The sequence below is a fragment of the Ochrobactrum sp. A-1 genome, from assembly GCF_022488005.1.
In the GTDB taxonomy this organism is placed as follows: domain Bacteria; phylum Pseudomonadota; class Alphaproteobacteria; order Rhizobiales; family Rhizobiaceae; genus Brucella.
The window spans coordinates 751269-773978 of record NZ_JAKVQC010000007.1 but is presented as its reverse complement, the minus strand read 5'-3'; the positions used below and the strand labels follow the sequence as shown (position 1 = coordinate 773978).

The window sequence follows — 22710 nt, the reverse complement described above, 5'->3', positions numbered from 1 at the left end:
GGTATGCTGTCAACGTAGGTGGACCGTAAGGAAGGTAGAGGAGAGGAAGAGGGGGGAAGGGGTAGGGAGACTGGTTGTCGAGATCGGGCTCAGGAGAACAAGAAAGGAGCGGGGACGCTGAGAAAGGAGAGACGGATTGGGAAACGGAGGAAGAAGTGAGCGGAGCGAAGGAGGGGACAGGAGAGGGGCGCACAGATTGGTCTGACTTGGATTCATGCCCCATTCGGGGGCGGCCAGATCGTACCGATCTCATGCCGACACTGAATCAGATGTTGACGACTTATGGAAGATGTATAGCCTTGCCGCATGAAAGGCGCGCCTGAGATGTTTCTCCCGGATACGCTGCGTTCTGCTGCTTGCCGCAGCGGCGGTGAATGGGGCTGGCAACCTGAAACGATACCTCTGGTGATCGATGAAGCCGAGAAATTGGGCCTTCTCAACGTTGGTGGGCAACTGCAATTCCTCATGCCGGAAGGTACCTGCGAATGTTATTGGGTAGAGGTAAATGCATTGATGGGCGAGCCATACGGCTTAACTTGGGCCGAGCGCGTCGCACTCTCCGCAACAGCCGCACGCCAGCAGATGGTTGATATCAGCCATCGCTACGACTTTATCGAAGAAGGGCGCAAAGCATTCGCCGACACTTTTGCGGCTTACGAAGCTACCGGTGGCAACGTCCGTGACCGCATGCGCTTTATTTGGTACTTACGAACGGACCGCTCATAATCGCCCCGCTGGCTTTCATGGGAGGTGCGTTTCACGCGCTTTGGTCGGGTTCGGCAAGCGATAACTATGGAACCGACAGAACCAGCGGATGACGCACGAAAGCCGAAATATCGGGCATTCAAAATTTTTTTCTGCCGAATGTCACATACGGCATTGCTGCCTCGTCATGTCTATCGAACCCCTTGAACCGAAAGGAACGATACCATGACCCCTCTGCTCAACCCGTTCAATGTTGCCCCTGCCACGATGAAGTCCTGGATGAACGCTTCGATGACCATCGCATCCAGTCTGGAAGCGAGCCTGATCGAGCTTGTCAAAATCCGTTCCTCGCAGATCAATGCCTGCGCCAATTGCATCAATATGCATACGCTTGAAGCACGCTCTCTTGGCGAGACCGAACAACGCATCTATTTGTTGTCGGCATGGCGGGAAGCACCGTGCTACTCTGAGCGCGAACGTGCGGCTCTGGGATGGGTCGACGCGCTGACCCGCCTGTCGCAAGGCCATGATCTGGAATACGCCCGCACTGCCATGCAAGCACAGTTCACCGAGGAGGAGCAAGTGAACCTTACGCTGATGATCAACATCATCAATGGATGGAACCGCATGGCGGTTGGCTTTGGTCTCTGGTTCGAACCGGAAGCCAAGAAGCCGGCAGTAAAGGCAGCCGTCTGATGGTCGACATATCCTCGCAAGGCGATGCAGCCGAAAGCTTCGATCCGCTGCGCCCGAAACTGATCCGCGTTGCCTATCGCATGTTGGGCTCGGTTGCCGATGCCGAGGATATGGTGCAAGAGGCGTTCATCCGATGGATGAACGCCGACCGCAGCGAGGTGCGTGAGCCGGAAGCCTTTCTGCGCCGCACCGTAACCCGCCTGTGCCTCGATTTTCTGAAATCCGGGCGCAACCAGCGCGAAACCTATTTCGGGCCGTGGATTCCCGATCCGGTTGTCGAAGAGGAAGCGGATGATGATGTTACCCTTCCGCTCATGCTGGCGCTGGAGCGTCTCTCGCCACTGGAACGCGCCGCCTTTCTGCTGCACGATGTCTTCGGGCTGGATTTCGACGAGATAGCCAAAACAATCCAGCGCGATGCTGCCGCCTGCCGTCAGCTTGCTGCACGCGCCCGCAAGCATGTGCGCGACGAGCGTCCCCGTTTTCAGGTCGACAAGCAGCGCGGGCTGGAACTGGCGCAGGCCTTTTTCACCGCGTCGCGCAGCGGCGATATGAATGCGCTTGGTGCGATGCTGGCAGCCGATGTCAACCTTCAGGCTGATGGCGGCGGCAAGCGCCCGGCTTTCCCGAAGCCTGTTTTCGGCTTCGACGAGGTGATGAAAACCCACGAGAAACTGGCAGGCTATTTCCGTGGCAACCAGTCCACGCTTTTGCGTACGGTCTTCATCAATGGTTTGCCCGGCATCATCACGCGTGAAGCCGATGGCGAAATCCAGACGACAGCTCTCGATATTGAGGACGGCAAGATTGTCGGCATCTATGTGGTGCGCAACCCGGACAAGCTAAAGCACCTGCACTGAGCAATACCGGCTCCCGCTTTCGGGAGACATGCTTATTTGCTTTCAGGCATGTCTTTATCCAAAAACCGGTTCCCACTTTTGGGAGACATGCTTATTTGTTTTCACGCATGTCTTTGTCCCGAAACCGGTCTCCACTTTCGGGAGACATGCTTTACCCGATCAGATAGCGGCAGGCGCCTGCCGCGCCAATGCCGATCAGCACGGTTGGAAGCATGGAAAAGCGCGTCGCTGCGAAGATCGTGATTGCAAGCGCGATCAGGTCGGCAGGCTTGTCGGACACGAAATCGGGCGCGATGACCGAAATCAGAACACAGCCGGGGGCGGCTTCCATCACCGCCGTCGCACGCTTGCTGAGCGTGCGGTTGCGCAGCAGCACATAGCCGCCGATCCGCGTGAGGTAGGTGACGCTTGCCATCAGAACGATGGTCAGAACAGCTAATGGATCGATCATTCTTCACCTGCCAGCAGATAGGCTGCAACAAGACCGGACAAGGCACCGGCGGCGACATACCAGGCGCCGGGAATGGTGAGATAGGTCAGCGCGGCCACCACAAGACTGACCAGCCATGGGCGCGCTGCCGCAAAACCTTTCCACATGCCCGCCAGCAGCACCAGAAACACTGCCGGGAATGCCATGTCGAAACCATAGGGGCGCAGGTCTCCCATCATCGGGCCGAAGGCTGCGCCAAGCGTCGTGAAGGCGACCCAGGCGAGGTAGAAAGGTATGGCCACACCGGCATAGAAGGTGAGGCTCAGCGCCGGATTGACGCCTTTCGACCGGCGACGTTTGGCATCCGCAAGGCCGAGCGCCCAGCTTTCATCGCACATCAGAAACAGGCTCGCAAAAGCCTTGCGCTTGGGCAGATGGCGGATGAACGGCGCCAGAGCCGCGCCCATCAGCAGATGGCGGCTGTTGACCAGAAAGGTGATCGCAACAATCAGGAGGACATGCGGCGGCGAGGTCCAGAGCTGGATGGCCGCGAATTCCGATCCGCCTGCAAAGTTCAGCCCGGTCATCATGGGGACTTCAATGACGCTGAGGCCCTTTTGTGCGGCCTGCGCGCCCAGAACCAGCGCATAGGGAATAATGCCAAGCAGAACAGGCAGACCGGCTGCGGCCCCGCGACGGAATTCCGAGCCGCGCCCGGATCTGCTTTTTCGAGGCACATAGGCCTGTGAAATATCCATAAAATTCCCGTTGGCTGGTCGCTGGTTAACAACCGCCCCTTGCTCAGTCTCTTGCATATTTGCTTGAGAAGTTTCGCGACTATATCCAATTTCGCGAGCAATTTGGTTGCGAATTATGCCCTTATGCATCAATATTTGGCAGGGAATGCCAATAAGATTGGCATAAATGGAATTGAACGCCAATGAAGCTGGATGAGATTGACAAACGGATTCTGCGCGTACTGCAGCGCGACGGTCGCATTGCCAACAATGATCTCGCGCGCGAGGTCGGTCTTTCGCCGTCTCCGTGCCTGCGGCGGGTGAAGCTTCTGGAAGAGGCGGGCGTGATCGACCGTTATGTTGCGGTCCTGAACCCGGCCAAGGTCGGCAAGGGGCTGACTTTCTTCACGCGCATCCGGCTGGACCAGCAGGATGAGGAAACGCTGCAGACCTTCGCCAAGGAGATATTGAAGCTGCCGCAGGTGCTCGAATGCTATTTCATGCTCGGCGATTATGATGCGATGATCCGGGTGGTTGCGGCGGATATCGAGGATTACCGCCGCTTCCAGTCGGAATATCTGAGCCGGATCAAGGGCGTTCAGAACCTGAAGACCGACGTGCCGAGCCAGACGGTCAAGCAGACTTCCGAAATGCCTCTGTAGCCTCCTCTGCGGCCCGGTTCTGCGTTATGACCGGATCGGGCCGCGCCAGTTCCGCATTGACGCGGTCTGCCAGTTCAAAGAAACGCCTGCGCACCTGCGGAGCATAGGGATTGGCATGCTCGATGGCCTGAAACACTTCCGGCGCATCGTGACGGACCATGCCGACCGCCTGCATCAGAAGGTCAAAGCTTTTCGTTGTCATGCGGGTTGGTAGCGGCTCCATCTGCACCAGAACCTTGGCAATCAGATGCGTCAGCCCCTGAACCATTGCCGCCTCGCGGTCATGATCTTCCGGCGTTGTTATGATGACATCGAGCGCAAGTTCCCTTTTCAGGAAGGCCGCAACGCGGTGAAACCGCGTGCCGCGTACGGGACAGACGGCGATTTTCAGACCTGTTATGCCGTCGCGTGCACTCTGCGGACCGAAGAGCGGATGTGTGGCGACGATATCGACATGCGCAGGCAGGCCGCGCCGCATGATATCGGCGGGGCCGACCTTGACCGAGCCGACGTCGAGAACAAGCGCACCGGGGCGCAGATGCGGGGCGATCATTTCCACCACGCGGTCAAGCGTTGCGACCGGCGTTGCAAGGATGACGATATCGCAGAGGGCGACCTCTTCTAGAGAGGTCAGGGTGACGCCATGCATCTGCGCCGTCTGTTCAAGACCTGCGGCAGGATCGTAAGCATATAACTGGAAATACGGGTTCAGGTGACGGGCGATAAGCTGCCCGAATGCACCAAAGCCGATAATGCCAATTTTCATATGCTGATTGTTGTCGCGAGACATGGACTGACCTCTTTAGGGCCGCATGGCCAGAGGCGCTGTCCTTGAAACTCAACCGCTGGCAATGCAGCGGTTGAACTATGACAAAGCAAACCCGCCGCTATATGAGCGGGGCGTAATAAGACCGGGTGCTGATGAGTGCTTTGTTCATGCCGTCTAGCTATTCCTGCTTCGGGCGCATGTCAACAGCTTCCCTTGGCACACGATGAAGTCCTTACGGGAACATCTTCGCTGCTTTGCCTTCGGCAAGCGTTTTGCCGCTGGCGTCGAGCGCCTTCACCGTCCACGAATAGTTGTGGGAACCGCCTGGAGGGCAAGGCCCCTTGTAGCGGAATGCGCCATAGGGAATAGCGGCCTTGCCATTATAGGCGACCTTGCCACCGCCATGCTGAAAGTCCATCGCATTGCGATCTACCATGCGGAACGTCAGCGTTTTCGTTTCCTTTGGAACGCCGGTGATGTTGAACGGCGGCGACTTTGAATCGAAGCATTTCTTCGTCGGTCCCCACTGGAACGACACGCCGAGATCTGCCGACAGCGCAGGCGTCGCCATTGCGGCCATGATAGCAGCCGCAACAATCATTTTCTTTTTCATCATATTTCCTTCCAAGCCCCGACATAGACTCGCTATGCCACGGTTGGAAGGTTAGTATTTTTCCAATTGCACGCAATAGGGGAAATCATCCGGCGCAGAAATGTTGCGCTGTCCTTGTGACGATAAAAGTACGTCTTGACACGAAGCCGGGTTCTGAAAGCCTATTTCATATAGGCGCGCACCACGTCGACCAGTTCGCCTGCACCTTCGTCGCGCTCTTTTTGCGGAAGGGAGCCATCGGCAACATGCATCAGAATATGGTCTTCAATCACCTCCGCCATCAGCCCGTTGACCGCGCCGCGTACGCCCGCAATCACCTGCATGACTTCCGCGCAGCCCTTCTCTTCTTCGAGCATCCGTTCCACACCCTCAAGCTGGCCGCGAATGCGGCGCACGCGGTTGATGAGCTTCTGCTTTTCGCGGATGGTGTGGGTCATGGAAGCTTCGATCCTTCATGGCAATGTTGCTGGCATTCATGCATGTCTCCCAAAACCGGTTCTCTCTTTTGGGAGACATGCTCCATATTCAGGCGGCGCGCGCTTCCACCTCCACTGTCACATGCGACAAATCATGGATTGCCGCAAGCTTCTTCCGGTAATAGGAAGGCGCTCTTGGTTCTTCAGCGATGATTGAAACAATGGCCCCGTGATGACCCGGCCCGAGTTGCCAGACATGCAGATCGGCAATTTCTCCACCCTCACGATTGATGATTTCCGTAATCTCCTCTGGCAGGTCTTCGTCCTCGGGCAGATAATCGAGGAGGGTTGAGCCAGTGTCTTTTATCAATCCCCATGACCAGTTTGCGATCACCAGCGCACCGACGATGCCCATTGCCGGATCGAGCCAGAGCCAGCCGTAAAGACTGCCCAGCAGAAGCGCTGCGATGGCAAGAACCGACGTCAGAGCATCGGCGAGCACATGCATATAGGCTGCGCGCAGGTTCCGGTCGTGGCCTCCCGCATGATCATCACCATGATCATGGTGGTGATGGCCATGGCGGTGAGAATGATCGTCTCTGAGAAGCCAGGCACAGACGAGGTTAACGATAAGCCCGATGACCGCGACCAGAATGGCTTCGTGAAAATTGATGTTTACCGGAGCGGTGAAACGCCAGAAGCTTTCCCAGCCGATCAAGAGGGCGATCAGCGCCAGAACAATTGCACTGGCAAATCCCGCCAGATCGCCGAGCTTCCCCGTGCCGAAGGTAAAGCGCGAATTATGTGCGTGCTTGCGTGCATAGAGATAGGCAAGGGCCGCAATCAGCATTGCCGCTGCATGGGTGGACATATGCCAGCCATCGGCGGTCAGCGCCATGGAGCCATAAAGGTTTCCAGCAACGATTTCGATGACCATCATCGTTGCCGTGATGGCGATCACGATCCAGGTGCGCTTTTCGTTGCGTCGGTGATTTTCGCCCAGGAAGACATGCTCATGTCTGGAATTCAGGTGATGGCCGGAATGGTTCGTATGATGATGCACGCTCATTGAAACAGCCTTTCTATTAGAATAGGGGGGTATACTATTTTTAAAAGGCTGACAAATCACACTTGCATGAGCGGCCTTAACCTCGATCAGCGCTGTCGGGTATATGCGGCGTCTCTGAATGGCAGAAAAACTCACCTTTCGAAGTAGGGCTTACGCCTATTCGAGAAGGCTTATGGCCTGATTGCCGGAATCTTTTCGGGAGCGCGATCGGCTAAGATCAGATTCGTAAACTTGGGGCAAAGCATTGAGGCGCCGCTGATCCGGGCAACACGGAACGACGCTTCAGTTTTTGAAGCTGCGCATCGTGCTTTGCTAGAAATCCACGCTGATTTTCAGGCCGGTGCCGTAACGAGAAGAGCGGAGGGATACATGTCTTCAGGAAAGAATGCGCATTCACCGCGCAGTCGTGCGCGACGGCATTTTCTGGGTCTTACAGCCGCCACTGCCGCCAAGGTCGCGGCACTGGGTGTGTTTGCTTCAATGGTGTCGTCACGTCCGTCGCAGGCCCTTGGCAACAAGTGGTGGCATGGCGGCCACGGCGGTGGTGGTCATGGTGGCGGCGGCTCCAATTGCCTGTTGAAAGGCACGCTGATCGAAACGCCGATGGGGCCGGTGGCAGTGGAGACATTGTCCGTCGGCGATCTTGTGACAACGGCTCGGGGTGAAACGCGCCCGGTCAAATGGGTGGGCTGGCAGAGCCATAGAAAAGGCGGCTCACAATGGAATGAGAATGTGATGCCGATCCGCGTCAAGCGCTTTGCCATCGACAGCAAAACCCCGCAACGCGACCTTTATCTTTCGCCCAACCACGCACTGCTTATCGATGGTGTGCTGATCCGCGCGAAGGATCTGGTCAACGGCCAGAGCATAGCACGGGTGGCGATGGACACGGCTATCGATTACTACAATATCGTTCTCGACAGTCATGATGCCGTGCTGGCGGAAGGGGCTGCCGTGGAAACCTATCTGATGCGCGGCGACAGCTATAGAAGCTTCACGAATTTTGCCGAGTATCAGGAACTATATCCGGATGAAGCCAATATCGTCATGAGCCCGTGTGCGCCGCTCATGGGCTATGAAGGTGCCCGCCAGCACATGCATGCATTGTTATGCCTGAGCGGCATTCTTCCACTACGCGACGTGGTTGAGGAAACCTATCAGCGTTTGGCGGCAAAGGTCGGTGAGAGTGTAGCGTAAAAGAGTGAATAGCACCGGACGGTGGTAAGAAAGGCGGGGCGCTGATTGGCACTCCGCCTTTCCATATGAGTAGGCTCAAGCAATGGCCTATATTCTGTCCATCAGTGCATACCACGACAGGGCAAGGAACAGCAGCGGCGAGCGGAAAGTGCGACCGCCGGGGAAGGCCGGAATGCGCAGTTCCTCGAACAGTTTCAACCGGTCGCGATTGCCTGCGACGGTTTCCGCGTAGAGCTTGCCCATGTAACTGGCGAGCATGACACCGTGACCGGAATAGCCGCCTGCGGAAATGACGCCTGGCATCACTTCGCGCACGAAGGGCTGGCGCGGCATGGTGATGCCGACTGATCCGCCCCATGCATGGGTGATTTCAACCTTGTCCAGTGCCGGATAAATCTCGGCGATCTGGCGGCGAATATGCGTGCTGATGTCGCGTGGATTGTCGGCAGTATAGGCTTCGCGCCCGCCGAACAGCAGTCTGCCATCCTTCGAACGCCGGAAATAACGCACCACAAAGCGGGAATCGTCGATGGATTCACCGCCCGGAATAATGGGGCTGTCGTCGCCGAGCGGCACTGTTGCGCCGATGAAGGAGCGGATCGGCATGACATGCGATGCGCTGACCGGCTCAAGCAAGCCGCCATAGGCATTAACCGCGATGAAGGCGTTTTTCGCGACAATGGTTCCGCGGTTGGTTTCGACTTCGACCCGTCCGCTTGCGGTGCTGATTTTGGTGGCTCTGGTGTCTTCAAACAGCTTTGCGCCTGCTGCATGGGCAGCCTTTGCAGTTCCGACTAGCAGTTTCAGCGGATGGATATGACCGGTGCCTGCGTCATAGACGCCGCCAAAATAGCGCTCTGAACCGAGGAGGCTCGCTGTTTCCGTGCGGTCAAGCAGACGCAGATGCTGATAGTTGAAGCGGCTTGCCATCAGCTCGACATGGCGTTCATACGACTTCAGATAGCGCGGCTTGTGTACGACCGAAATCTGGCCGGGCACATATTCCATGTCGATCCTGTGTTCGTCAGCAAAGGCAAGAAGATAGGCCTTGGCCTCTTCCGCCACGTCGAACAGAGCCTTGGCGCGTTCGAAGCCATATTCGGCTTCAAGGTCCTCGGCCCATGTGCGCTGGCCTGTGCCGAACTGCCCGCCATTGCGCCCCGACGCCCCATCGCCGAACCGCGCTCCGTCGATGAGCGTGACATCCACACCCTGTCTCGCCAGATGATAGGCAGCCGAAAGCCCCGTATATCCGCCGCCAATGACGACGACATCAGCCTGCCGCGAGCCATCCATCTCGGGATATTGCGGTCGGTCGGGAACAGTCGCCTCGTACCAGGAATAGCCGGGTGAGATTGGGGACTGGTAGGGCATTGGCGGCTCCGGGTGGTTAGGGCAGTAAGGCAGTAGGGCAATAAGGCATTATGTTATTGATCGGAGAGTTTCCGGATCAGAAGCCTGAGAAGTTTGCCAATACTTTCGCTTTTCACCAACATTGAATTAATTGTTTCATTCTGCATGAAGCCAAGCCTTTCGGCGATGAGGAGATGCGTTTCCATTTCCTTGAGAGAGCCTTGGGCAATGCGCAGGAATTGCTGGTAGGAGCCGCGATTTTCTCGCCCAAACCCTTCAGCGATATTAGCAGGAACGGAAACGGCTGCGCGGCGAACCTGGCTTGTTAAACCGTAGATTTCTTCCTTGGGCCAGCAATCGGTCACCTTGTAAATTGAGGTGACCATCTCCATTGCTTGCTGCCAAACAAGGAGATCACGATACGAATTGACTGCCATGATCCCCCGGTTAGCTTTTCCCTACTGCCCTACTGCCCTACTGCCCTACTGCCCTACTGCCCTAACTAAACATTGAGCAACAAAAACTCGCGTTCCCACGGGCTGATGACTTCCATGAAGGTTTCAAACTCTGCGCGTTTGATGGCGGCATAGGTCGTGACGAAGGAGCTGCCGAACAGATTGCGCAGCTCCGTGTCTTCCTCAAACAGCTCCACCGCGTCGATCAGGCCGCGGGGCAGCTCGATTTCCTTGGTGTTGACGCTGGTGGTCGCAGGCTGTTCGGCTTCAATCTTGTTCACAAGGCCGATCAGTCCGCAGGCAAGCGAAGCCGCCAGCGCGAGATAGGGGTTGGCGTCGGAGGAGGGGATGCGGTTTTCCACGCGGCGCCCGTTGGGATCGGAACGTGGCACGCGGAAGGCAGTGGTGCGGTTGTCGTAGCCCCATTTGACGTTGACGGGTGCGGAAGCATCCGGCGTCAGGCGGCGATAGGAGTTCACATAGGGGGCGAACATGACAAGCGCGTTGGGCACATGACGCTGCATGCCGCCGATAAAATGGCGGAAAGCCTCGCTTTCACTACCATCCTCATTGGTGAAGATGTTGCGTCCGGTCTTCTTGTCCACGATGGACTGGTGAATATGCATTGCCGATCCGGGCTGGCCCTGAATGGGCTTGGCCATGAAGGTGGCATACATATCGTGCTTGAGCGCCGCCTCGCGGATCGTGCGCTTGAACATGAATACCTGGTCGGCCAGTTCCACCGGGTCGCCATGGCGCAGGTTGATCTCAAGCTGGCCAGCGCCTTCTTCGTGGATCAGCGTGTCGATCTCCAGCCCCTGGCCTTCGGAGAAATGGTAGATGTCGTCGATCAGTTCGTCGAATTCGTTGACGCCCGCAATCGAATAGCCCTGTCCGCCGCCAATGGCGCGGCCCGACCGGCCGACCGGCGGGGTCAGCGGATAATCCGGGTCCGGGTTCTTGCGCACCAGATAGAATTCGATTTCCGGCGCAACAACCGGCTTCAACCCGCGCTTGCTGTAGGCGGCGACGACGTTGCGCAGCACGTTGCGCGGTGTGAACTCGACGGCACGCCCGTCCTGATAGACGAGATCGCAGATAACCTGTGCCGTCGGGTCGGTTTCCCATGGAACAGCCGACAGCGTGGAAAGATCAGGCAACAGTCTCAGGTCGCCGTCATCTTCAGGATAGTGGAAGCCGTAACCGTCTTCCGGATAATCACCCGAAATCGTCGTCATGAAGACGGCAGAAGGCAAAGCCAGTGAGGTATTGGAGGTGAATTTCTTCGACGGCATCATCTTGCCGCGGGCAACCCCCGCTTGATCGGGGGTGATGCATTCGATGTCTTCGATATCACGCCAGGCAAGCCATTCGGTCGCCTGCTTCCAGTTCTTCACACCGCGAAGAGATTTGACATAGGCAGGCGTACGGCGACGCGGGGCGCGCGTAACCTTCTTTTCCGTCGTATCAGCAGACATCAATCACCAGAAAATGATTTCGATAGTGGCATGATAGCTGTGACCGTCCTCAATGACAAATGGGTCCGGCAAGCTTTTGTGTGCGCGATCGCAGAAAGCGCACACAAAAGAAATTTGATGCATCAGAGGCCGAAATGGCCCTTGAGTGCAGGCACGTTCGCCACCAGCTGGTCGACCAGTTTCGGGTCATGATCGCGCACATAGTTGATTACCTGTCCGCCTGCTTCGGTGATCTGGTCGCTGGAGAGGCCGCTGGAACGAAGCGTGGCAGCGGCTTTCAGAAGCGCGCTCATCTTTTCGCCCGCCACATTATCCATCAGGCCCGACAGCGCGCCCATGATGCCGCCAGTGCCCGTTGCGAGCACGTCGTGAGCGGCGGCGAGCTGCTGCGCGTCCGGCAGGAGCGCGAAAATCTTGTTGCCGATTTCAGGCGCGCTGTGCTGCAGCACAGAAAACACCGAACCGGCCAGCTTTTCTGCAAGCTGCGGATCGATGTTGATCTTGGTTGCAATACTGTCGATGAGAGACTGAACAGACATGAAAATTCCGTATTCCTTGCCCCCGCAAGGGGCGGTTCAAACCGCAGTTGGCGGGTAAGCCGTTAGGCTTCCACGACAACCATCTACAAGCGACCCGGAGGCTGCTGCGCCGGATCGGGATGCAGGGACCATCAATGGTGCACCGGCGTCAATGCATGAGGCGTGGCTTTGTTGGGGTTCGGTGAATTTTCAGTCAAGATTCAGTTTGCGGAATATTGAAGTGGCTTTTCAGCGCCGGGACGAAAGCAAAGAGCTTTCGCGCAAGTTCTCGATCCCTTTGCCTTATATGGCGGATGACCGTCAGGAACGCCTGATTGGTCTGATCCATGCTCATGCCTGTCGATTTCAACGCCGTCAGACCACAGACCAGTGCGCCTATTCTTTCGCCCGCGAAGTTTCCTGCGACATTGGAAACTGTTCCGAGGATGCCATCCGCATGGTGATTTTCGGGGTTGAGCACGTCATTGGCGCGTGCCAGTGCAGGCGCACCGGGAATCAGGTTGAATATTTGCGGCGCGACAATGGGAGCCTCGTGTTGGATGATGGAGAGCAATATACCAAATGTTTGCTCGGCGGTTCCAGGGTCTATATTGGAGTTTGAGGCAATATTGTCTATCAAGGATTGGATTGACATTTCTCACCCATGAAAATTGATGAAATAATATTTGTCAGAACAATTTTATGAGAATTAATACTGTTATTTAGAATAATATAATTTTGTATTCTCTTATACGGTAAGAAAATACAGGGTGCTTCTGGTCGTGTGTTGCAAGAAGGCGTATAGGCTGCATTTGCTCATCTTCGTCGGACCCACTTGAAATGATCGTTCGCCCCCGTCCCCCTTTGTGGAAGCTCTTCTTTATTCTCAAGGGCTCCATCATCCTGCGTATCCTGCCGCAGATTTTTGCGGTTTTCCTTCTGTCGGTGCTGGTCGTCTGGGCGCATCGCGCTTTTCCCGGCTGGGTGCCAGCCGTCAACAACGGGACGGCCCTGGCGCTGCTCGGTATTGCGCTTTCGATCTTCCTCGGTTTTCGCAATAACGCCTGTTATGACCGCTGGTGGGAAGCGCGCAAAATCTGGGGCAAGCTCGTCTATACGACGCGCAATCTGGCGCGTCAGACGCTGTTGCTGGAAAATGTGCCGGGACTGGAAGGCAGGCGGGAAAAGCTGCTCCGTTATGCGATTGCGTTTTCGCAGGCAATGGTTAGTCATCTTCGGCCAGAGGGAACCGGCGGCTCAAACAAATACGACAAATGGCTGTCGGAAGAAGAGCGGAAGGGGTTGGCTCGAAGCCGCAACAAGCCCGATTTCATCTTGCGCAGGCTTGGTGTCGTGCTTGCGGATATGCGTGTGAAAGACGCTCTGCATCCGGTCGATTTCCAGACGCTGGACAGTTCAGTGTCCGCATTGGCAGAGGTTCAGGCGGCGTGCGAGCGGTTGCGGTTCACGCCTGTTCCCTTCGGCTATACGCTGCTTCTGCATCGCACAGCCTATCTGTTCTGTTTCTTCATACCGTTCGGCTTTGCGGATATGCTCGGTTGGGGAACGCCATTTGCGACGACGCTGGTGGCCTATACTTTCTTTGGTCTGGACGCGCTGGGCGATGAGCTGGAGGAGCCGTTCGGAACATTGCCCAACGATCTGCCCATCGGTGCCATCGCCGAAACAATCGAAATCAATCTGCGGGAAGCACTGGGTGAGGAAAACCTGCCTGCCCTTCCACAGCCCGTCGATTATCTTCTGATGTAAAAAAAAGCAACGGTGTTAGGCGTCAAGCACCGTTGCGTTGGCGTCTCGCATTCTAGCATTTAGGATGATGATCATTTTACGCATGACGGCGACAAGTGCGACCTTTCCGGGCTTTCCTTGCTGCTTGAGACGCGTGAAGAATGCCTTCATGTCGGGATCGAAACGAATGGCAGGCAGCGCTGCGACGTAAAGCGCGTCGCGCAGATGTCTTCTACCACCTGCAATCATGCGCTTGCCGCGCATCAGACCACTATCGCGATTAAGCGGCGCAACGCCAACCAGCTTGGCAATTTGTCCTTTGTCAGTATGCCCCAGTTCCGGCAGGTCGGCCAGGATGAAGCATGCCGTTCGTAGGCCGATCCCCTTGAGCGACATCAAAACCTCGGCCTTCCGGCCCAACTCTGCATCCGCTTTCAGGCAAGCCGTCATTTCATCCACGATAGCCTGACGCTGATCGAGCAGGAAACGCAGGCTTTCCTCGATCCAGACTTTCGTTCGCCCGGTCAACTTCTCCCGGCGATTTTTCTCCTGCACGATCATGTGCGACAATTGTCTGTAACGACTGACAAAATCCGCCAGAGCCCGCTCCTGAGAAGAGCGTTGTGGCAGAATTCTTGTTTCCATGCGCCTTGCATAATCGGCAAGAATGAAGGCGTCGATCCTGTCGGTCTTGGAGAGTTGGCCACAGGCACGTGCAAACTGCCTGATCTGCTTCGCATTGACCTTGGCGACAGGCAATCGCGCGGCCTGCAAGGCGGCAACGACAAGGCGCTCGTAACCGCCGGTCGGTTCGAGAACCAGACGTTCAATATCGTCCACAGTTGCGAGAAAGGCGAGAAAACTGGCAATGCCTGCTGCCGTATTTTGATAGGTCACTGTCTGGCCATCCGGCAGAACGCAGGCATCCAAAGACGATTTTGATATGTCGATGCCGACAAAACGGCTAGTATAAGACATGAGGCTGGTCTCCCTTATACACGAGCGCGAAGCTCCCTCAACGGTGCGACAAGACCTCAAAAGCTGCAAAGGGTTCTGCTTTTTTACGAACGAAAGTTCACGCCCCGATGGGCTCAACCGCTTTGCAGCAGCCATTGCGGTGTTGCATTCACCACAATGACATAGAGGCCGGAACGAAGTTTAACGTTCCGGCCTCAAATGTATAAGCCCCGACTGGCAGGGCCAGCCGGGGAGGTCAGTTGAGGAAATCCGACCATAAAGCGAGTGGCAGATCAACCCCGTTTCATCGAATTTTACGGGCAACTGCCAGTTCGGACATTGTGTCGCTGCCAAAAGAGAAGTGTGTGAGCATGGCGGCGACGGCGATAGTCGGGAGCATCATCATTTGTCGTGGGTGACGATAACCGGGATCAAGAGATCGCCCCAGTTGCCGTCGCCGCCATGATGCCGGGCCGAGCGGACCAGTTCCACGGAAACGCCTGCCTCGACCGCCTTCATGACGGTGTAGTTGAGGCGATGCAGATCGTTGGCGAGCATACGGATAACGGTCTGCTGATTCGTGGTCATGCTTGAAGATTGTTCTTCTGCTCTTTCCTTGACGCGTGCTGGCGAATTCATGGAACTGTTCCTCCTGTTTGTCGCCGGGCTGTTATTCAGCAGCCGGTCTGAACTGTGCTGTTTCAGTCGATTCCTTCATGGCGGTGGTCGAAGACTGGCCGCCGGTGATTGCGAGTGACACGGCATCGAAATAGCCGGTGCCGACTTCGCGCTGATGCTTGGTCGCGGTGTAGCCGTTGGCTTCGGCTGCAAATTCCGCCTGTTGCAGTTCGGAATAGGCTGCCATCTGCCGGTCCTTGTAACCGCGTGCCAGTTCGAACATGCCGAAGTTGAGCTGGTGGAAACCGGCCAGCGTGATGAACTGGAACTTGTAGCCCATCGCGCCCAGCTCACGCTGGAACTTGGCAATCGTGGCGTCGTCGAGGTTCTTCTTCCAGTTGAACGACGGCGAGCAGTTATAGGCGAGCTTTTTGCCCGGATGCGCCTTGTGCACGGCTTCCGCAAAGCGGCGAGCCTGTTCGAGATCGGGCTTGGATGTTTCCATCCAGATCAGATCGCAATAGGGCGCATAGGCAATCGCACGGGCGATACATGGCTCGATGCCGTTCTTCACCTGATAGAAGCCTTCCGCCGTGCGGCCTGCATCGTAGTCGACGAACGGCTTGTCGCGCTCATCGATGTCCGAGGTCAGAAGCTTGGCGGCTTCCGCATCCGTGCGGGCGATGACCAGTGTTGCCGTTCCCATGACGTCTGCTGCGAGGCGCGCCGCATTGAGGTTGCGGATATGCGCTGCCGTCGGGATCAGAACCTTGCCGCCAAGATGGCCGCACTTCTTTTCCGAAGCGAGCTGATCTTCATAATGCACGCCAGCCGCACCTGCCTCGATGAAGGCCTTCATGATTTCAAAAGCGTTCAGCGGTCCACCGAAGCCTGCTTCCGCATCGGCAACGATTGGGGCAAACCAGGTGTCGACCGAAAGCCCCTTGCCTTCGGCGGTTTCGATCTGGTCGGCGCGCTGCAAGGTCTTGTTGATGCGCTTGGCCAGCTCCGGAGCCGCATTGGCCGGATAAAGCGACTGATCCGGATACATGGCCGATGCTGTGTTGGCGTCCGCTGCAACCTGCCAGCCGGAGAGGTAGATCGCCTTCAGTCCGGCGCGAACCATCTGCATGGCCTGATTGCCGGAAAGCGCGCCGAGCGCATTGACGAAATCTTCCTCATGGATCAGCTTCCAGAGGCGGTTCGAGCCCATTTCAGCCAGCGAATACTTGATCTCCACCGAACCGCGCAGCCTTTTTACATCTTCGGCCGTATGCGCACGCTGGATGCCGTCGAAGCGACCCTTTGGTGCCGAAGGAATAAGGCTGTAAAAATCTGTCATTTCGGTGTCTCCTCGTGTTGTAGTCGGTATTTGTAGAGCATCTGATGGTCGCTCTTTCTGTGACCAGATTTACATTCGCGATTATTGAAGTGCCAGAGAAACCGGAGAAATGGGCATATAATTGAGGTAATGCTGTCGGAGTTTTGACTGGGCGGCGATGTAAATTTGTAAATATTGTCAAAATCGAATTTTGCGTCTATTTTGTCATGAATTGTAAAATTGCCGTTATGGGTCGGGAGAACCAGATGAGCGAACGCAAGATATTTGCCGGGCCACGCATCAGGCGCATCCGCAACGAACGGGGCCTGACCCAGACGGCCATGGCCGAAGCGCTTGGCATTTCGCCGTCTTACCTGAACCTGATAGAGCGCAATCAACGACCGCTGACGGTGCAGCTTCTGCTGAAGCTTGCCAGCGTTTACAAGCTCGACCTTGACAGTCTTCAGGCTGAAAGCGGCTCCACGATCACGGGTCTGAAGGAAGTGTTCTCCGATCCGCTTCTGACCGGCGAACTGCCCGGCGATCAGGAACTGGTCGAAATCGGCGAGGCTGCGCCCAATGCTGCCGTCGGCATCATGAAGCTTTACCGTGCCTATCGCGAGCAGCAGCAGCGCCTGTCCGATCTGTCGCAATTGCTGTCGCATGAGGGAAGCGGGGCGGAGCTTTCGGCGACGCGCCTGCCGCTGGATGAAGTGCGCGATGTGATGGCGCGGCGGCCCAACCATTATCCGCGCATCGAGGAAGAGGCAGAAAGTTTTTTCGCACTGTTGAAGCCGGATGGCGATTTGTCGAGCGCGTTGAAGGATTGGCTGCGTCGCGAGCATGGCATCTCGGTGCGCACACTGCCGGTCGCCACCATGCCGAACTGGCGCAGGCGCTATGACCGGCATTCGCAGCGACTGTTTATTTCAGAGCGTCTGTCCCCCTTCGATCAGTTGCAGGAAATCGCCATGGAGGCGGCGCTGATCCGAATGCAGGTGGTGATTGGTGTTGAGACGGAAGGGTTGAAACTTTCGTCCAGTGAAGCCAAGCGCATCGCGCGGTTCGAACTGGCGCGCTATGCGGCGCAGGCATTGATGATGCCCTATCGCCAGTTTCGCGATGCAGCGGTCCGGGCTCGTTATGATGTGGATGTACTCCGCACGCGCTTCGGCGTTTCATTCCAGCAGGCTGCAAACCGGCTGACCACATTGCAGCGACAGGGGGCAAGTGCGCTGCCCTTCTTCGTGATGGAAATCGACCATGCGGGCAATCGACTGCGCGTTGCGGGTGCCGAAGGTTTTCCGACCCGCTTCGGCGGTCAATGCCCCAAGCTGCCGGTCTATGCGGCTTTCGCCCAGGCGGGCCAGGTGCTGGTGGAACCGGCGGAACTGCCGGATGGCTCGGCTTTCCTGACTATCGCCCGCACGCTGGAGGGGCCGCAGGGCGCATTCAGCGAGCGTCCGCGCAGGACGGCGCTGCTGCTCGGTTGTGCGCTGGAAGCGGGTGCCGACACGGTCTATGGCGCTTCACTTTCAAAGGCTGGCAATACCGAGATCGGCCCGGCCTGTCGTCTGTGCGAAAGACAGGGCTGTATCACCCGCGCCGAGCCGCCGCTGACACGCCCGCTCGGTCTGGACGAAATGGTGGCGGGACTTTCTGCCTTCGACTTCCAATAATGAGCTGACATTCGTCGGGCACAACCGAAATCTCATCGCCCCTTGGGGAGCCTTTGAGATGCAATTTTTATGTTCGTCCTGTCACGACCCTGTTGACGAATGCTGTGCAATCTAAAAAAGTGCAATAAAGAAACAGTATATCCACCTTGAACCTGCACCGGAATTTAATGTGCAGATTGGAGCAAATGATGGGGATCAAATCCTTCCTTCTGGTAACGACCGTCGTGACAGGCTTTGTAGCGGCTGCCACATTTTCCGCGAGTGCGCAGGAGCGGGTGGTCAATATCTATAACTGGTCGGATTATATCGACGACTCCATTCTCAAGGATTTCACCAAGGAAACCGGGATCAAGGTCGTCTACGACGTTTACGACTCCAACGAAATTCTGGAAACCAAGCTTCTGGCCGGCGGTAGCGGCTACGATCTGGTCGTGCCATCGGGGGAGTTCCTTGGTCGTCAGATTCCGGCAGGCGTGTTCCTGAAACTCGACAAGGACAAGCTGCCGAACCTCAAGAACATGTGGGACGAAATTTCGAACCGCGCGGCAACCTACGATCCGGGCAACGAATATTCCGTCAACTATATGTGGGGCACGACCGGCATCGGCTACAACAAGGCCAAGATCAAGGAAGCGCTCGGCACCGACACAATCGACTCGTGGGCTGTGCTGTTCGACCCGGAACAGTCGGCGAAGCTTAAAGGTTGCGGCATCTATCTGCTCGATTCAGCCAGTGAAATGCTGCGTCCGGCCCTGAACTATCTGGGTCTGGATCCGAATTCGCCGTCGCCGGACGATCTGCAGAAGGCGCAGGATCTTTATCTCAAGATCCGCCCGAATATCCGCAAGTTCCACTCGTCAGAATACATCAATGCGCTGGCCAATGGCGATATCTGCATGGCGATCGGCTATTCAGGCGATATCTTCCAGGCACGTGATCGCGCCGAAAAGGCAAAGCAGGGTGTCGAGATCGGCTATTCGATCCCGAAGGAAGGCGCGCTGATCTGGTTCGACCAGATGGCGATCCCGGCAGACGCCAAGCATGTGCCGGAAGCGCTTGAATTCATGAACTACATGATGCGCCCGGAAGTGGCTGCCAAGGCTTCGAACTACGTGTTCTATGCCAATGGCAACAAGGCTTCGCAGGAGTTCATCGACAAGGAAATTCTTGACGATCCGGAAATCTATCCGACCGAAGACGTCATGAAGAAGCTGTTCGTACCGACGCCTTATGACACCAAGACCCAGCGCGTGGTCACCCGCGCCTGGACGAAGATCGTCACCGGCCAGTAAGAGCCAAAATACTATGGGACCGATATGTCCCAACCGACATCGTGAAGAGCGGCCCACTGTGCAGACGGAGGGCCGCTCTGCGTCTTGTAACAAGTGGGTTTTGCCCGCGGGATCAGGTTCCGGTTAAAGCATTTCCAGCAAAAGTGCGGAGCGGTTTTGCGTCGGATAATGCGTAAGGCAAAGAAATAGAGCGGTTCCATGGTTCCGTTTAACTGGAACGGCTCTAGTTTATAGGGGAACGGAATGGAATCTTTTGGCAGCTTTCGCCGCAAATTTGCGCCCTGGAACGATCCGGCGGCCAAGCCCTTCATTTCTTTTGAGAATGTGACGAAAATATTCGGCGATTTTACTGCCGTCGATGACCTCTCGCTCAATGTTTTCAACCGCGAGTTTTTCGCGCTGCTGGGTGCTTCCGGCTGTGGCAAGACCACGCTGATGCGGATGCTGGCCGGTTTCGAGGAGCCGACATCGGGTCGCATCACGCTCGACGGTCAGGATATGCGCGGCATCCCGCCCTATAAGCGCCCCGTCAACATGATGTTCCAGTCCTATGCGCTGTTTCCGCATATGACGGTCGAGAACAATATCGCTTTCGGCCTCAAGCAGGACGGCATGGCGAAATCGGAAATAGACGCGCGCGTCGCTGAAATGCTCAAGCTCGTGAAGCTGGAGCAATATGGCAAGCGCAAGCCACATCAGCTGTCCGGCGGCCAGCGCCAGCGCGTGGCGCTTGCCCGCTCCGTTGCCAAGCGCCCGAAGGTGCTGCTGCTGGATGAGCCGCTCGGCGCGCTCGACAAGAAGCTGCGCGAGGAAACCCAGTTCGAACTGATGGATTTGCAGGTCAAGCTTGGCATGACCTTCATGGTCGTCACCCACGATCAGGAAGAAGCCATGACCATGTCCGACCGCATAGCGGTGATGGACAAGGGCCGTATCAAACAGGTGGCGACGCCGGCGGAAGTCTATGAGGCGCCGCGCTCCAAATTCGTGGCCGACTTTATCGGCAATGTGAACATCATCGAAGGCGAGGTGGTGAAAGCCGCCAATGGCGAGGCCGAGATCGCTACCGAAAAATTCGGTTTCCACATTCAGACCGAGACCCGCGAAGAACTCAATCCGGGCCAGAAGGTCTGGTATGCGGTGCGTCCTGAAAAGACCCGGATCACACGCGAAAAGCCGGACGATGCATCGGTCAATGCGGTGGAAGGCGAGCTTTGGGATATTGCCTATTTCGGCGATATGACGGTGTTCCACGTGCGGCTCGAAAATGGGCGCACGATCAAGGCTGCAAGCCTCAATGCCGTGCGCAAGACTGAAAATCCGCTGACCTATGACGAGCGCGTCTGGGTTTCCTTCGATACTGATGCCGGTCTGGTGCTGACCGCCTGAGGAGGCCATCATGCAGAAGCTTGTCGCTTCCATTGCCAGCCGTCTCGTCATCGCAGTGCCTTATCTCTGGCTGCTGGTATTCTTTCTTGTCCCGTTTTTCATCGTCTTCAAGATTTCCCTGTCGGAAGTCGCGATGGCGATCCCGGCCTATACACCGACCTTCGATCTGGCGCAGGGGTTTGCTGCGACCTGGGAGAGGATAAAGCAGCTCTCCTTCGACAACTATTTGTGGCTGCTGGACGATCCCCTCTATTACAAGGCCTATCTGTCGAGTGTCCGCATTGCGGCTATCTCCACATTCCTGACCTTGCTGGTGGCCTATCCGATGGCCTATGGCATGGCGCGTGCGCCAACGACGATCCGCCCGACATTGCTGATGCTGGTGATATTGCCGTTCTGGACGTCGTTTCTGATCCGCGTCTATGCGTGGATCGGCATCCTGAAGCCGGAAGGCCTGCTCAATCAGTTTCTGATGTGGCTCAACATCATCGATACGCCGCTTAATATTCTCAACACGGATACGGCTATCTTTATCGGTATCGTTTATTCCTATCTGCCATTCATGGTGCTGCCGATCTATTCCTCGCTGGAAAAGATGGATTATTCACTCATCGAAGCGGCACAGGATCTCGGCTGTACACCGTTCGCCGCGTTCTGGAAGATCACCTTCCCATTGTCACTGGCGGGTGTGCTTGCGGGCTGCTTCCTCGTGTTCATTCCGGCTGTGGGTGAGTTCGTCATTCCTGACCTTCTCGGCGGTTCGCAGACACTGATGATCGGCAAGACGATCTGGAGCGAATTCTTCTCCAATCGCGACTGGCCGGTCTCGTCGGCGGTGGCTGTGGTGCTCCTGATCCTGCTGATTGTTCCGATCGTGATCTTCCAGCAGGTGCAGGCGCGGGCACAGGAAAAGGGGAAATAGGATGCAAAACAACTGGTCCCGCTTCAATATCGCATCGGTGGCTCTGGGCTTTGCGTTCCTTTATCTGCCCATCGTCCTGCTCGTCATATACTCGTTCAATGAATCCCGGCTGGTCACGGTCTGGGCGGGGTTCTCGACCAAGTGGTATGTCGAGCTGTTTCGCAATCAGGCTCTGATGGATGCGGCGTGGGTAACGATCCGCGTCGGCCTCCTGTCTGCAACGATAGCGACTGTTCTGGGCACGCTGGCAGCACTTGCGCTGACACGTTATACGCGCTTTCGCGGACGTATCCTGTTTTCAGGCATGGTCTATGCGCCGCTGGTCATGCCCGATGTCATTACCGGCCTGTCGCTGCTGCTGTTGTTCGTGGCAATGAACTTCGACCGTGGCTTCTGGACGGTGACGCTCGCACACATCACCTTTTCGATGTGTTTCGTGGCAGTCGTGGTGCAGTCACGTCTGGTGAGCTTTGACCGCTCGCTGGAAGAAGCGGCAATGGATCTGGGCGCGCCGCCGGTCACAACCTTCATGAAGGTAACGTTGCCGGTGATCCTGCCTGCGGTGGTATCGGGCTGGATGCTTGCATTCACCCTGTCGCTCGATGATCTGGTGATCGCAAGCTTTACCTCCGGTCCGGGCGCAACCACGCTGCCGATGAAGATCTACAGTCAGGTGCGCCTTGGCGTGACGCCGGAAATCAACGCGGTTTGTACGATCCTCATTGCGCTGGTGACGATAGGCGTCATTATTGCTTCGGTCGTCAACAAGCGCCGCGAAGTGCAGCGCCGCCGCGACGAACAGGCGGCGTTCCGGATGGGGTAAGA

25 protein-coding genes are annotated in these 22710 nt (G+C 56.6%); 11 read left to right on the top strand and 14 right to left on the bottom strand.

The annotated features are described in order from the left end of the window. Nucleotides 1–306 precede the first annotated feature (306 nt). From MKS82_RS21540 to MKS82_RS21530, 3 genes are all read left to right on the top strand, one after another. Nucleotides 307–726, top strand: a complete 420-nt coding sequence (locus MKS82_RS21540) for a hypothetical protein (protein ID WP_181394336.1) — start codon at nt 307–309, stop codon at nt 724–726. Between the two features lie 204 nt (nt 727–930). Continuing rightward, the gene (locus tag MKS82_RS21535; protein ID WP_109989545.1) at nt 931–1401 is read left to right on the top strand and encodes a carboxymuconolactone decarboxylase family protein; all 471 of its coding nucleotides are present in this window, start codon (nt 931–933) and stop codon (nt 1399–1401) included. Next, nucleotides 1401–2261: a sigma-70 family RNA polymerase sigma factor gene (locus tag MKS82_RS21530; protein WP_109989544.1), complete on the top strand. Its 861-nt coding sequence runs from the start codon at nt 1401–1403 to the stop codon at nt 2259–2261. Before MKS82_RS21535 ends, MKS82_RS21530 begins: the two co-directional genes overlap by 1 nt. Before the next feature lie 151 nt (nt 2262–2412). Here MKS82_RS21530 and MKS82_RS21525 read toward each other — a convergent pair whose 3' ends face one another. Together MKS82_RS21525 and MKS82_RS21520 are read right to left on the bottom strand one after the other, a co-directional pair. Then, nucleotides 2413–2712, bottom strand: a complete 300-nt coding sequence (locus MKS82_RS21525; RefSeq protein WP_010659133.1) for an AzlD family protein — start codon at nt 2710–2712, stop codon at nt 2413–2415. Further along, nucleotides 2709–3449 (bottom strand): AzlC family ABC transporter permease, encoded by a 741-nt coding sequence (locus MKS82_RS21520; protein ID WP_109989567.1) that lies wholly within the window; start codon nt 3447–3449, stop codon nt 2709–2711. The genes MKS82_RS21525 and MKS82_RS21520 overlap by 4 nt, the downstream gene beginning before the upstream one ends. A gap of 182 nt (nt 3450–3631) precedes the next feature. Here MKS82_RS21520 and MKS82_RS21515 point away from each other — a divergent pair, with 182 nt between their 5' ends. Then, entirely contained in the window at nt 3632–4090 is a 459-nt protein-coding gene (locus MKS82_RS21515; protein WP_006473061.1) for an Lrp/AsnC family transcriptional regulator, read from the top strand. Here the strand turns inward: MKS82_RS21515 and MKS82_RS21510 are convergent. From MKS82_RS21510 to dmeF, 4 genes are all read right to left on the bottom strand, one after another. Beyond that, nucleotides 4062–4880 (bottom strand): prephenate dehydrogenase, encoded by an 819-nt coding sequence (locus MKS82_RS21510; protein WP_109989543.1) that lies wholly within the window; start codon nt 4878–4880, stop codon nt 4062–4064. The genes MKS82_RS21515 and MKS82_RS21510 overlap by 29 nt on opposite strands. 211 nt (nt 4881–5091) lie before the next feature. Then, nucleotides 5092–5475 (bottom strand): YbhB/YbcL family Raf kinase inhibitor-like protein, encoded by a 384-nt coding sequence (locus MKS82_RS21505; RefSeq protein ID WP_240579214.1) that lies wholly within the window; start codon nt 5473–5475, stop codon nt 5092–5094. 158 nt (nt 5476–5633) lie between these two features. Beyond that, the gene (locus MKS82_RS21500) at nt 5634–5909 is read right to left on the bottom strand and encodes a metal/formaldehyde-sensitive transcriptional repressor (protein WP_105544021.1); all 276 of its coding nucleotides are present in this window, start codon (nt 5907–5909) and stop codon (nt 5634–5636) included. An 88-nt stretch (nt 5910–5997) separates the two neighbouring features. After that, complete coding sequence (dmeF, locus tag MKS82_RS21495) at nt 5998–6957, bottom strand: CDF family Co(II)/Ni(II) efflux transporter DmeF (RefSeq protein ID WP_109989542.1); 960 nt, start codon at nt 6955–6957, stop codon at nt 5998–6000. A gap of 369 nt (nt 6958–7326) precedes the next feature. Between dmeF and MKS82_RS21490 the strand changes: the two genes are divergently transcribed. Beyond that, nucleotides 7327–8154 (top strand): Hint domain-containing protein, encoded by an 828-nt coding sequence (locus MKS82_RS21490; protein WP_109989541.1) that lies wholly within the window; start codon nt 7327–7329, stop codon nt 8152–8154. An 87-nt stretch (nt 8155–8241) separates the two neighbouring features. On the opposite strand, the gene MKS82_RS21485 is transcribed toward MKS82_RS21490, so the two are convergent. From MKS82_RS21485 to MKS82_RS21465, 5 genes are all read right to left on the bottom strand, one after another. Continuing rightward, complete coding sequence (locus MKS82_RS21485; RefSeq protein ID WP_109989540.1) at nt 8242–9528, bottom strand: NAD(P)/FAD-dependent oxidoreductase; 1287 nt, start codon at nt 9526–9528, stop codon at nt 8242–8244. A 53-nt stretch (nt 9529–9581) separates the two neighbouring features. Then, entirely contained in the window at nt 9582–9944 is a 363-nt protein-coding gene (locus MKS82_RS21480) for a four helix bundle protein (protein WP_109989539.1), read from the bottom strand. A gap of 65 nt (nt 9945–10009) precedes the next feature. After that, complete coding sequence (locus MKS82_RS21475) at nt 10010–11440, bottom strand: glutamine synthetase family protein (RefSeq protein WP_061346947.1); 1431 nt, start codon at nt 11438–11440, stop codon at nt 10010–10012. A gap of 122 nt (nt 11441–11562) precedes the next feature. Next, nucleotides 11563–11979: a hypothetical protein gene (locus MKS82_RS21470; RefSeq protein WP_109989538.1), complete on the bottom strand. Its 417-nt coding sequence runs from the start codon at nt 11977–11979 to the stop codon at nt 11563–11565. A 193-nt stretch (nt 11980–12172) separates the two neighbouring features. Then, nucleotides 12173–12613 (bottom strand): hypothetical protein, encoded by a 441-nt coding sequence (locus MKS82_RS21465; RefSeq protein WP_109989537.1) that lies wholly within the window; start codon nt 12611–12613, stop codon nt 12173–12175. A gap of 185 nt (nt 12614–12798) precedes the next feature. Here MKS82_RS21465 and MKS82_RS21460 point away from each other — a divergent pair, with 185 nt between their 5' ends. Then, nucleotides 12799–13728 (top strand): bestrophin family protein, encoded by a 930-nt coding sequence (locus tag MKS82_RS21460; RefSeq protein ID WP_109989565.1) that lies wholly within the window; start codon nt 12799–12801, stop codon nt 13726–13728. Nucleotides 13729–13743: 15 nt separating this feature from the next. Here MKS82_RS21460 and MKS82_RS21455 read toward each other — a convergent pair whose 3' ends face one another. The 3 genes from MKS82_RS21455 to aceA all read right to left on the bottom strand — a co-directional run bounded on the left by MKS82_RS21455 (nt 13744) and on the right by aceA (nt 16624). Next, the gene (locus MKS82_RS21455) at nt 13744–14685 is read right to left on the bottom strand and encodes an IS110 family transposase (RefSeq protein WP_024897869.1); all 942 of its coding nucleotides are present in this window, start codon (nt 14683–14685) and stop codon (nt 13744–13746) included. Nucleotides 14686–15066: 381 nt separating this feature from the next. Next, nucleotides 15067–15303, bottom strand: a complete 237-nt coding sequence (locus MKS82_RS21450) for an SMc00767 family acetate metabolism repressor (RefSeq protein WP_109986288.1) — start codon at nt 15301–15303, stop codon at nt 15067–15069. 31 nt (nt 15304–15334) lie between these two features. Next, nucleotides 15335–16624 carry an isocitrate lyase gene (gene aceA / locus MKS82_RS21445; RefSeq protein ID WP_109986289.1) on the bottom strand — a complete coding sequence of 430 codons (1290 nt, stop codon included), beginning with the start codon at nt 16622–16624 and terminating at the stop codon, nt 15335–15337. A gap of 245 nt (nt 16625–16869) precedes the next feature. On the opposite strand from aceA, the gene MKS82_RS21440 reads away from it, so the two are divergent. From MKS82_RS21440 to MKS82_RS21420, 5 genes are all read left to right on the top strand, one after another. Further along, the gene (locus tag MKS82_RS21440; protein WP_109986290.1) at nt 16870–18282 is read left to right on the top strand and encodes a helix-turn-helix domain-containing protein; all 1413 of its coding nucleotides are present in this window, start codon (nt 16870–16872) and stop codon (nt 18280–18282) included. 188 nt (nt 18283–18470) lie between these two features. After that, on the top strand, nt 18471–19574 hold the full coding sequence (locus tag MKS82_RS21435) for a polyamine ABC transporter substrate-binding protein (protein ID WP_109986625.1): 1104 nt from the start codon (nt 18471–18473) through the stop codon (nt 19572–19574). 243 nt (nt 19575–19817) lie between these two features. Then, nucleotides 19818–20963, top strand: a complete 1146-nt coding sequence (locus MKS82_RS21430) for an ABC transporter ATP-binding protein (RefSeq protein WP_010659113.1) — start codon at nt 19818–19820, stop codon at nt 20961–20963. A gap of 10 nt (nt 20964–20973) precedes the next feature. Beyond that, nucleotides 20974–21885, top strand: coding sequence for an ABC transporter permease subunit (locus tag MKS82_RS21425; RefSeq protein ID WP_109986291.1), 912 nt, complete (start codon nt 20974–20976; stop codon nt 21883–21885). Between the two features lies 1 nt (nt 21886). Beyond that, on the top strand, nt 21887–22708 hold the full coding sequence (locus tag MKS82_RS21420; RefSeq protein WP_010659111.1) for an ABC transporter permease: 822 nt from the start codon (nt 21887–21889) through the stop codon (nt 22706–22708). Nucleotides 22709–22710: the final 2 nt, after the last annotated feature.

Coding starts and splice junctions, on each gene's coding strand:
- MKS82_RS21540 (WP_181394336.1), top strand. CDS start 307: ATGAAAGGCGCGCCTGAGATGTTTCTCCCGGATACGCTGCGTTCTGCT.
- MKS82_RS21535 (WP_109989545.1), top strand. CDS start 931: ATGACCCCTCTGCTCAACCCGTTCAATGTTGCCCCTGCCACGATGAAG.
- MKS82_RS21530 (WP_109989544.1), top strand. CDS start 1,401: ATGGTCGACATATCCTCGCAAGGCGATGCAGCCGAAAGCTTCGATCCG.
- MKS82_RS21525 (WP_010659133.1), bottom strand. CDS start 2,712: ATGATCGATCCATTAGCTGTTCTGACCATCGTTCTGATGGCAAGCGTC.
- MKS82_RS21520 (WP_109989567.1), bottom strand. CDS start 3,449: ATGGATATTTCACAGGCCTATGTGCCTCGAAAAAGCAGATCCGGGCGC.
- MKS82_RS21515 (WP_006473061.1), top strand. CDS start 3,632: ATGAAGCTGGATGAGATTGACAAACGGATTCTGCGCGTACTGCAGCGC.
- MKS82_RS21510 (WP_109989543.1), bottom strand. CDS start 4,880: ATGTCTCGCGACAACAATCAGCATATGAAAATTGGCATTATCGGCTTT.
- MKS82_RS21505 (WP_240579214.1), bottom strand. CDS start 5,475: ATGATGAAAAAGAAAATGATTGTTGCGGCTGCTATCATGGCCGCAATG.
- MKS82_RS21500 (WP_105544021.1), bottom strand. CDS start 5,909: ATGACCCACACCATCCGCGAAAAGCAGAAGCTCATCAACCGCGTGCGC.
- dmeF (WP_109989542.1), bottom strand. CDS start 6,957: ATGAGCGTGCATCATCATACGAACCATTCCGGCCATCACCTGAATTCC.
- MKS82_RS21490 (WP_109989541.1), top strand. CDS start 7,327: ATGTCTTCAGGAAAGAATGCGCATTCACCGCGCAGTCGTGCGCGACGG.
- MKS82_RS21485 (WP_109989540.1), bottom strand. CDS start 9,528: ATGCCCTACCAGTCCCCAATCTCACCCGGCTATTCCTGGTACGAGGCG.
- MKS82_RS21480 (WP_109989539.1), bottom strand. CDS start 9,944: ATGGCAGTCAATTCGTATCGTGATCTCCTTGTTTGGCAGCAAGCAATG.
- MKS82_RS21475 (WP_061346947.1), bottom strand. CDS start 11,440: ATGTCTGCTGATACGACGGAAAAGAAGGTTACGCGCGCCCCGCGTCGC.
- MKS82_RS21470 (WP_109989538.1), bottom strand. CDS start 11,979: ATGTCTGTTCAGTCTCTCATCGACAGTATTGCAACCAAGATCAACATC.
- MKS82_RS21465 (WP_109989537.1), bottom strand. CDS start 12,613: ATGTCAATCCAATCCTTGATAGACAATATTGCCTCAAACTCCAATATA.
- MKS82_RS21460 (WP_109989565.1), top strand. CDS start 12,799: ATGATCGTTCGCCCCCGTCCCCCTTTGTGGAAGCTCTTCTTTATTCTC.
- MKS82_RS21455 (WP_024897869.1), bottom strand. CDS start 14,685: ATGTCTTATACTAGCCGTTTTGTCGGCATCGACATATCAAAATCGTCT.
- MKS82_RS21450 (WP_109986288.1), bottom strand. CDS start 15,303: ATGAATTCGCCAGCACGCGTCAAGGAAAGAGCAGAAGAACAATCTTCA.
- aceA (WP_109986289.1), bottom strand. CDS start 16,624: ATGACAGATTTTTACAGCCTTATTCCTTCGGCACCAAAGGGTCGCTTC.
- MKS82_RS21440 (WP_109986290.1), top strand. CDS start 16,870: ATGAGCGAACGCAAGATATTTGCCGGGCCACGCATCAGGCGCATCCGC.
- MKS82_RS21435 (WP_109986625.1), top strand. CDS start 18,471: ATGGGGATCAAATCCTTCCTTCTGGTAACGACCGTCGTGACAGGCTTT.
- MKS82_RS21430 (WP_010659113.1), top strand. CDS start 19,818: ATGGAATCTTTTGGCAGCTTTCGCCGCAAATTTGCGCCCTGGAACGAT.
- MKS82_RS21425 (WP_109986291.1), top strand. CDS start 20,974: ATGCAGAAGCTTGTCGCTTCCATTGCCAGCCGTCTCGTCATCGCAGTG.
- MKS82_RS21420 (WP_010659111.1), top strand. CDS start 21,887: ATGCAAAACAACTGGTCCCGCTTCAATATCGCATCGGTGGCTCTGGGC.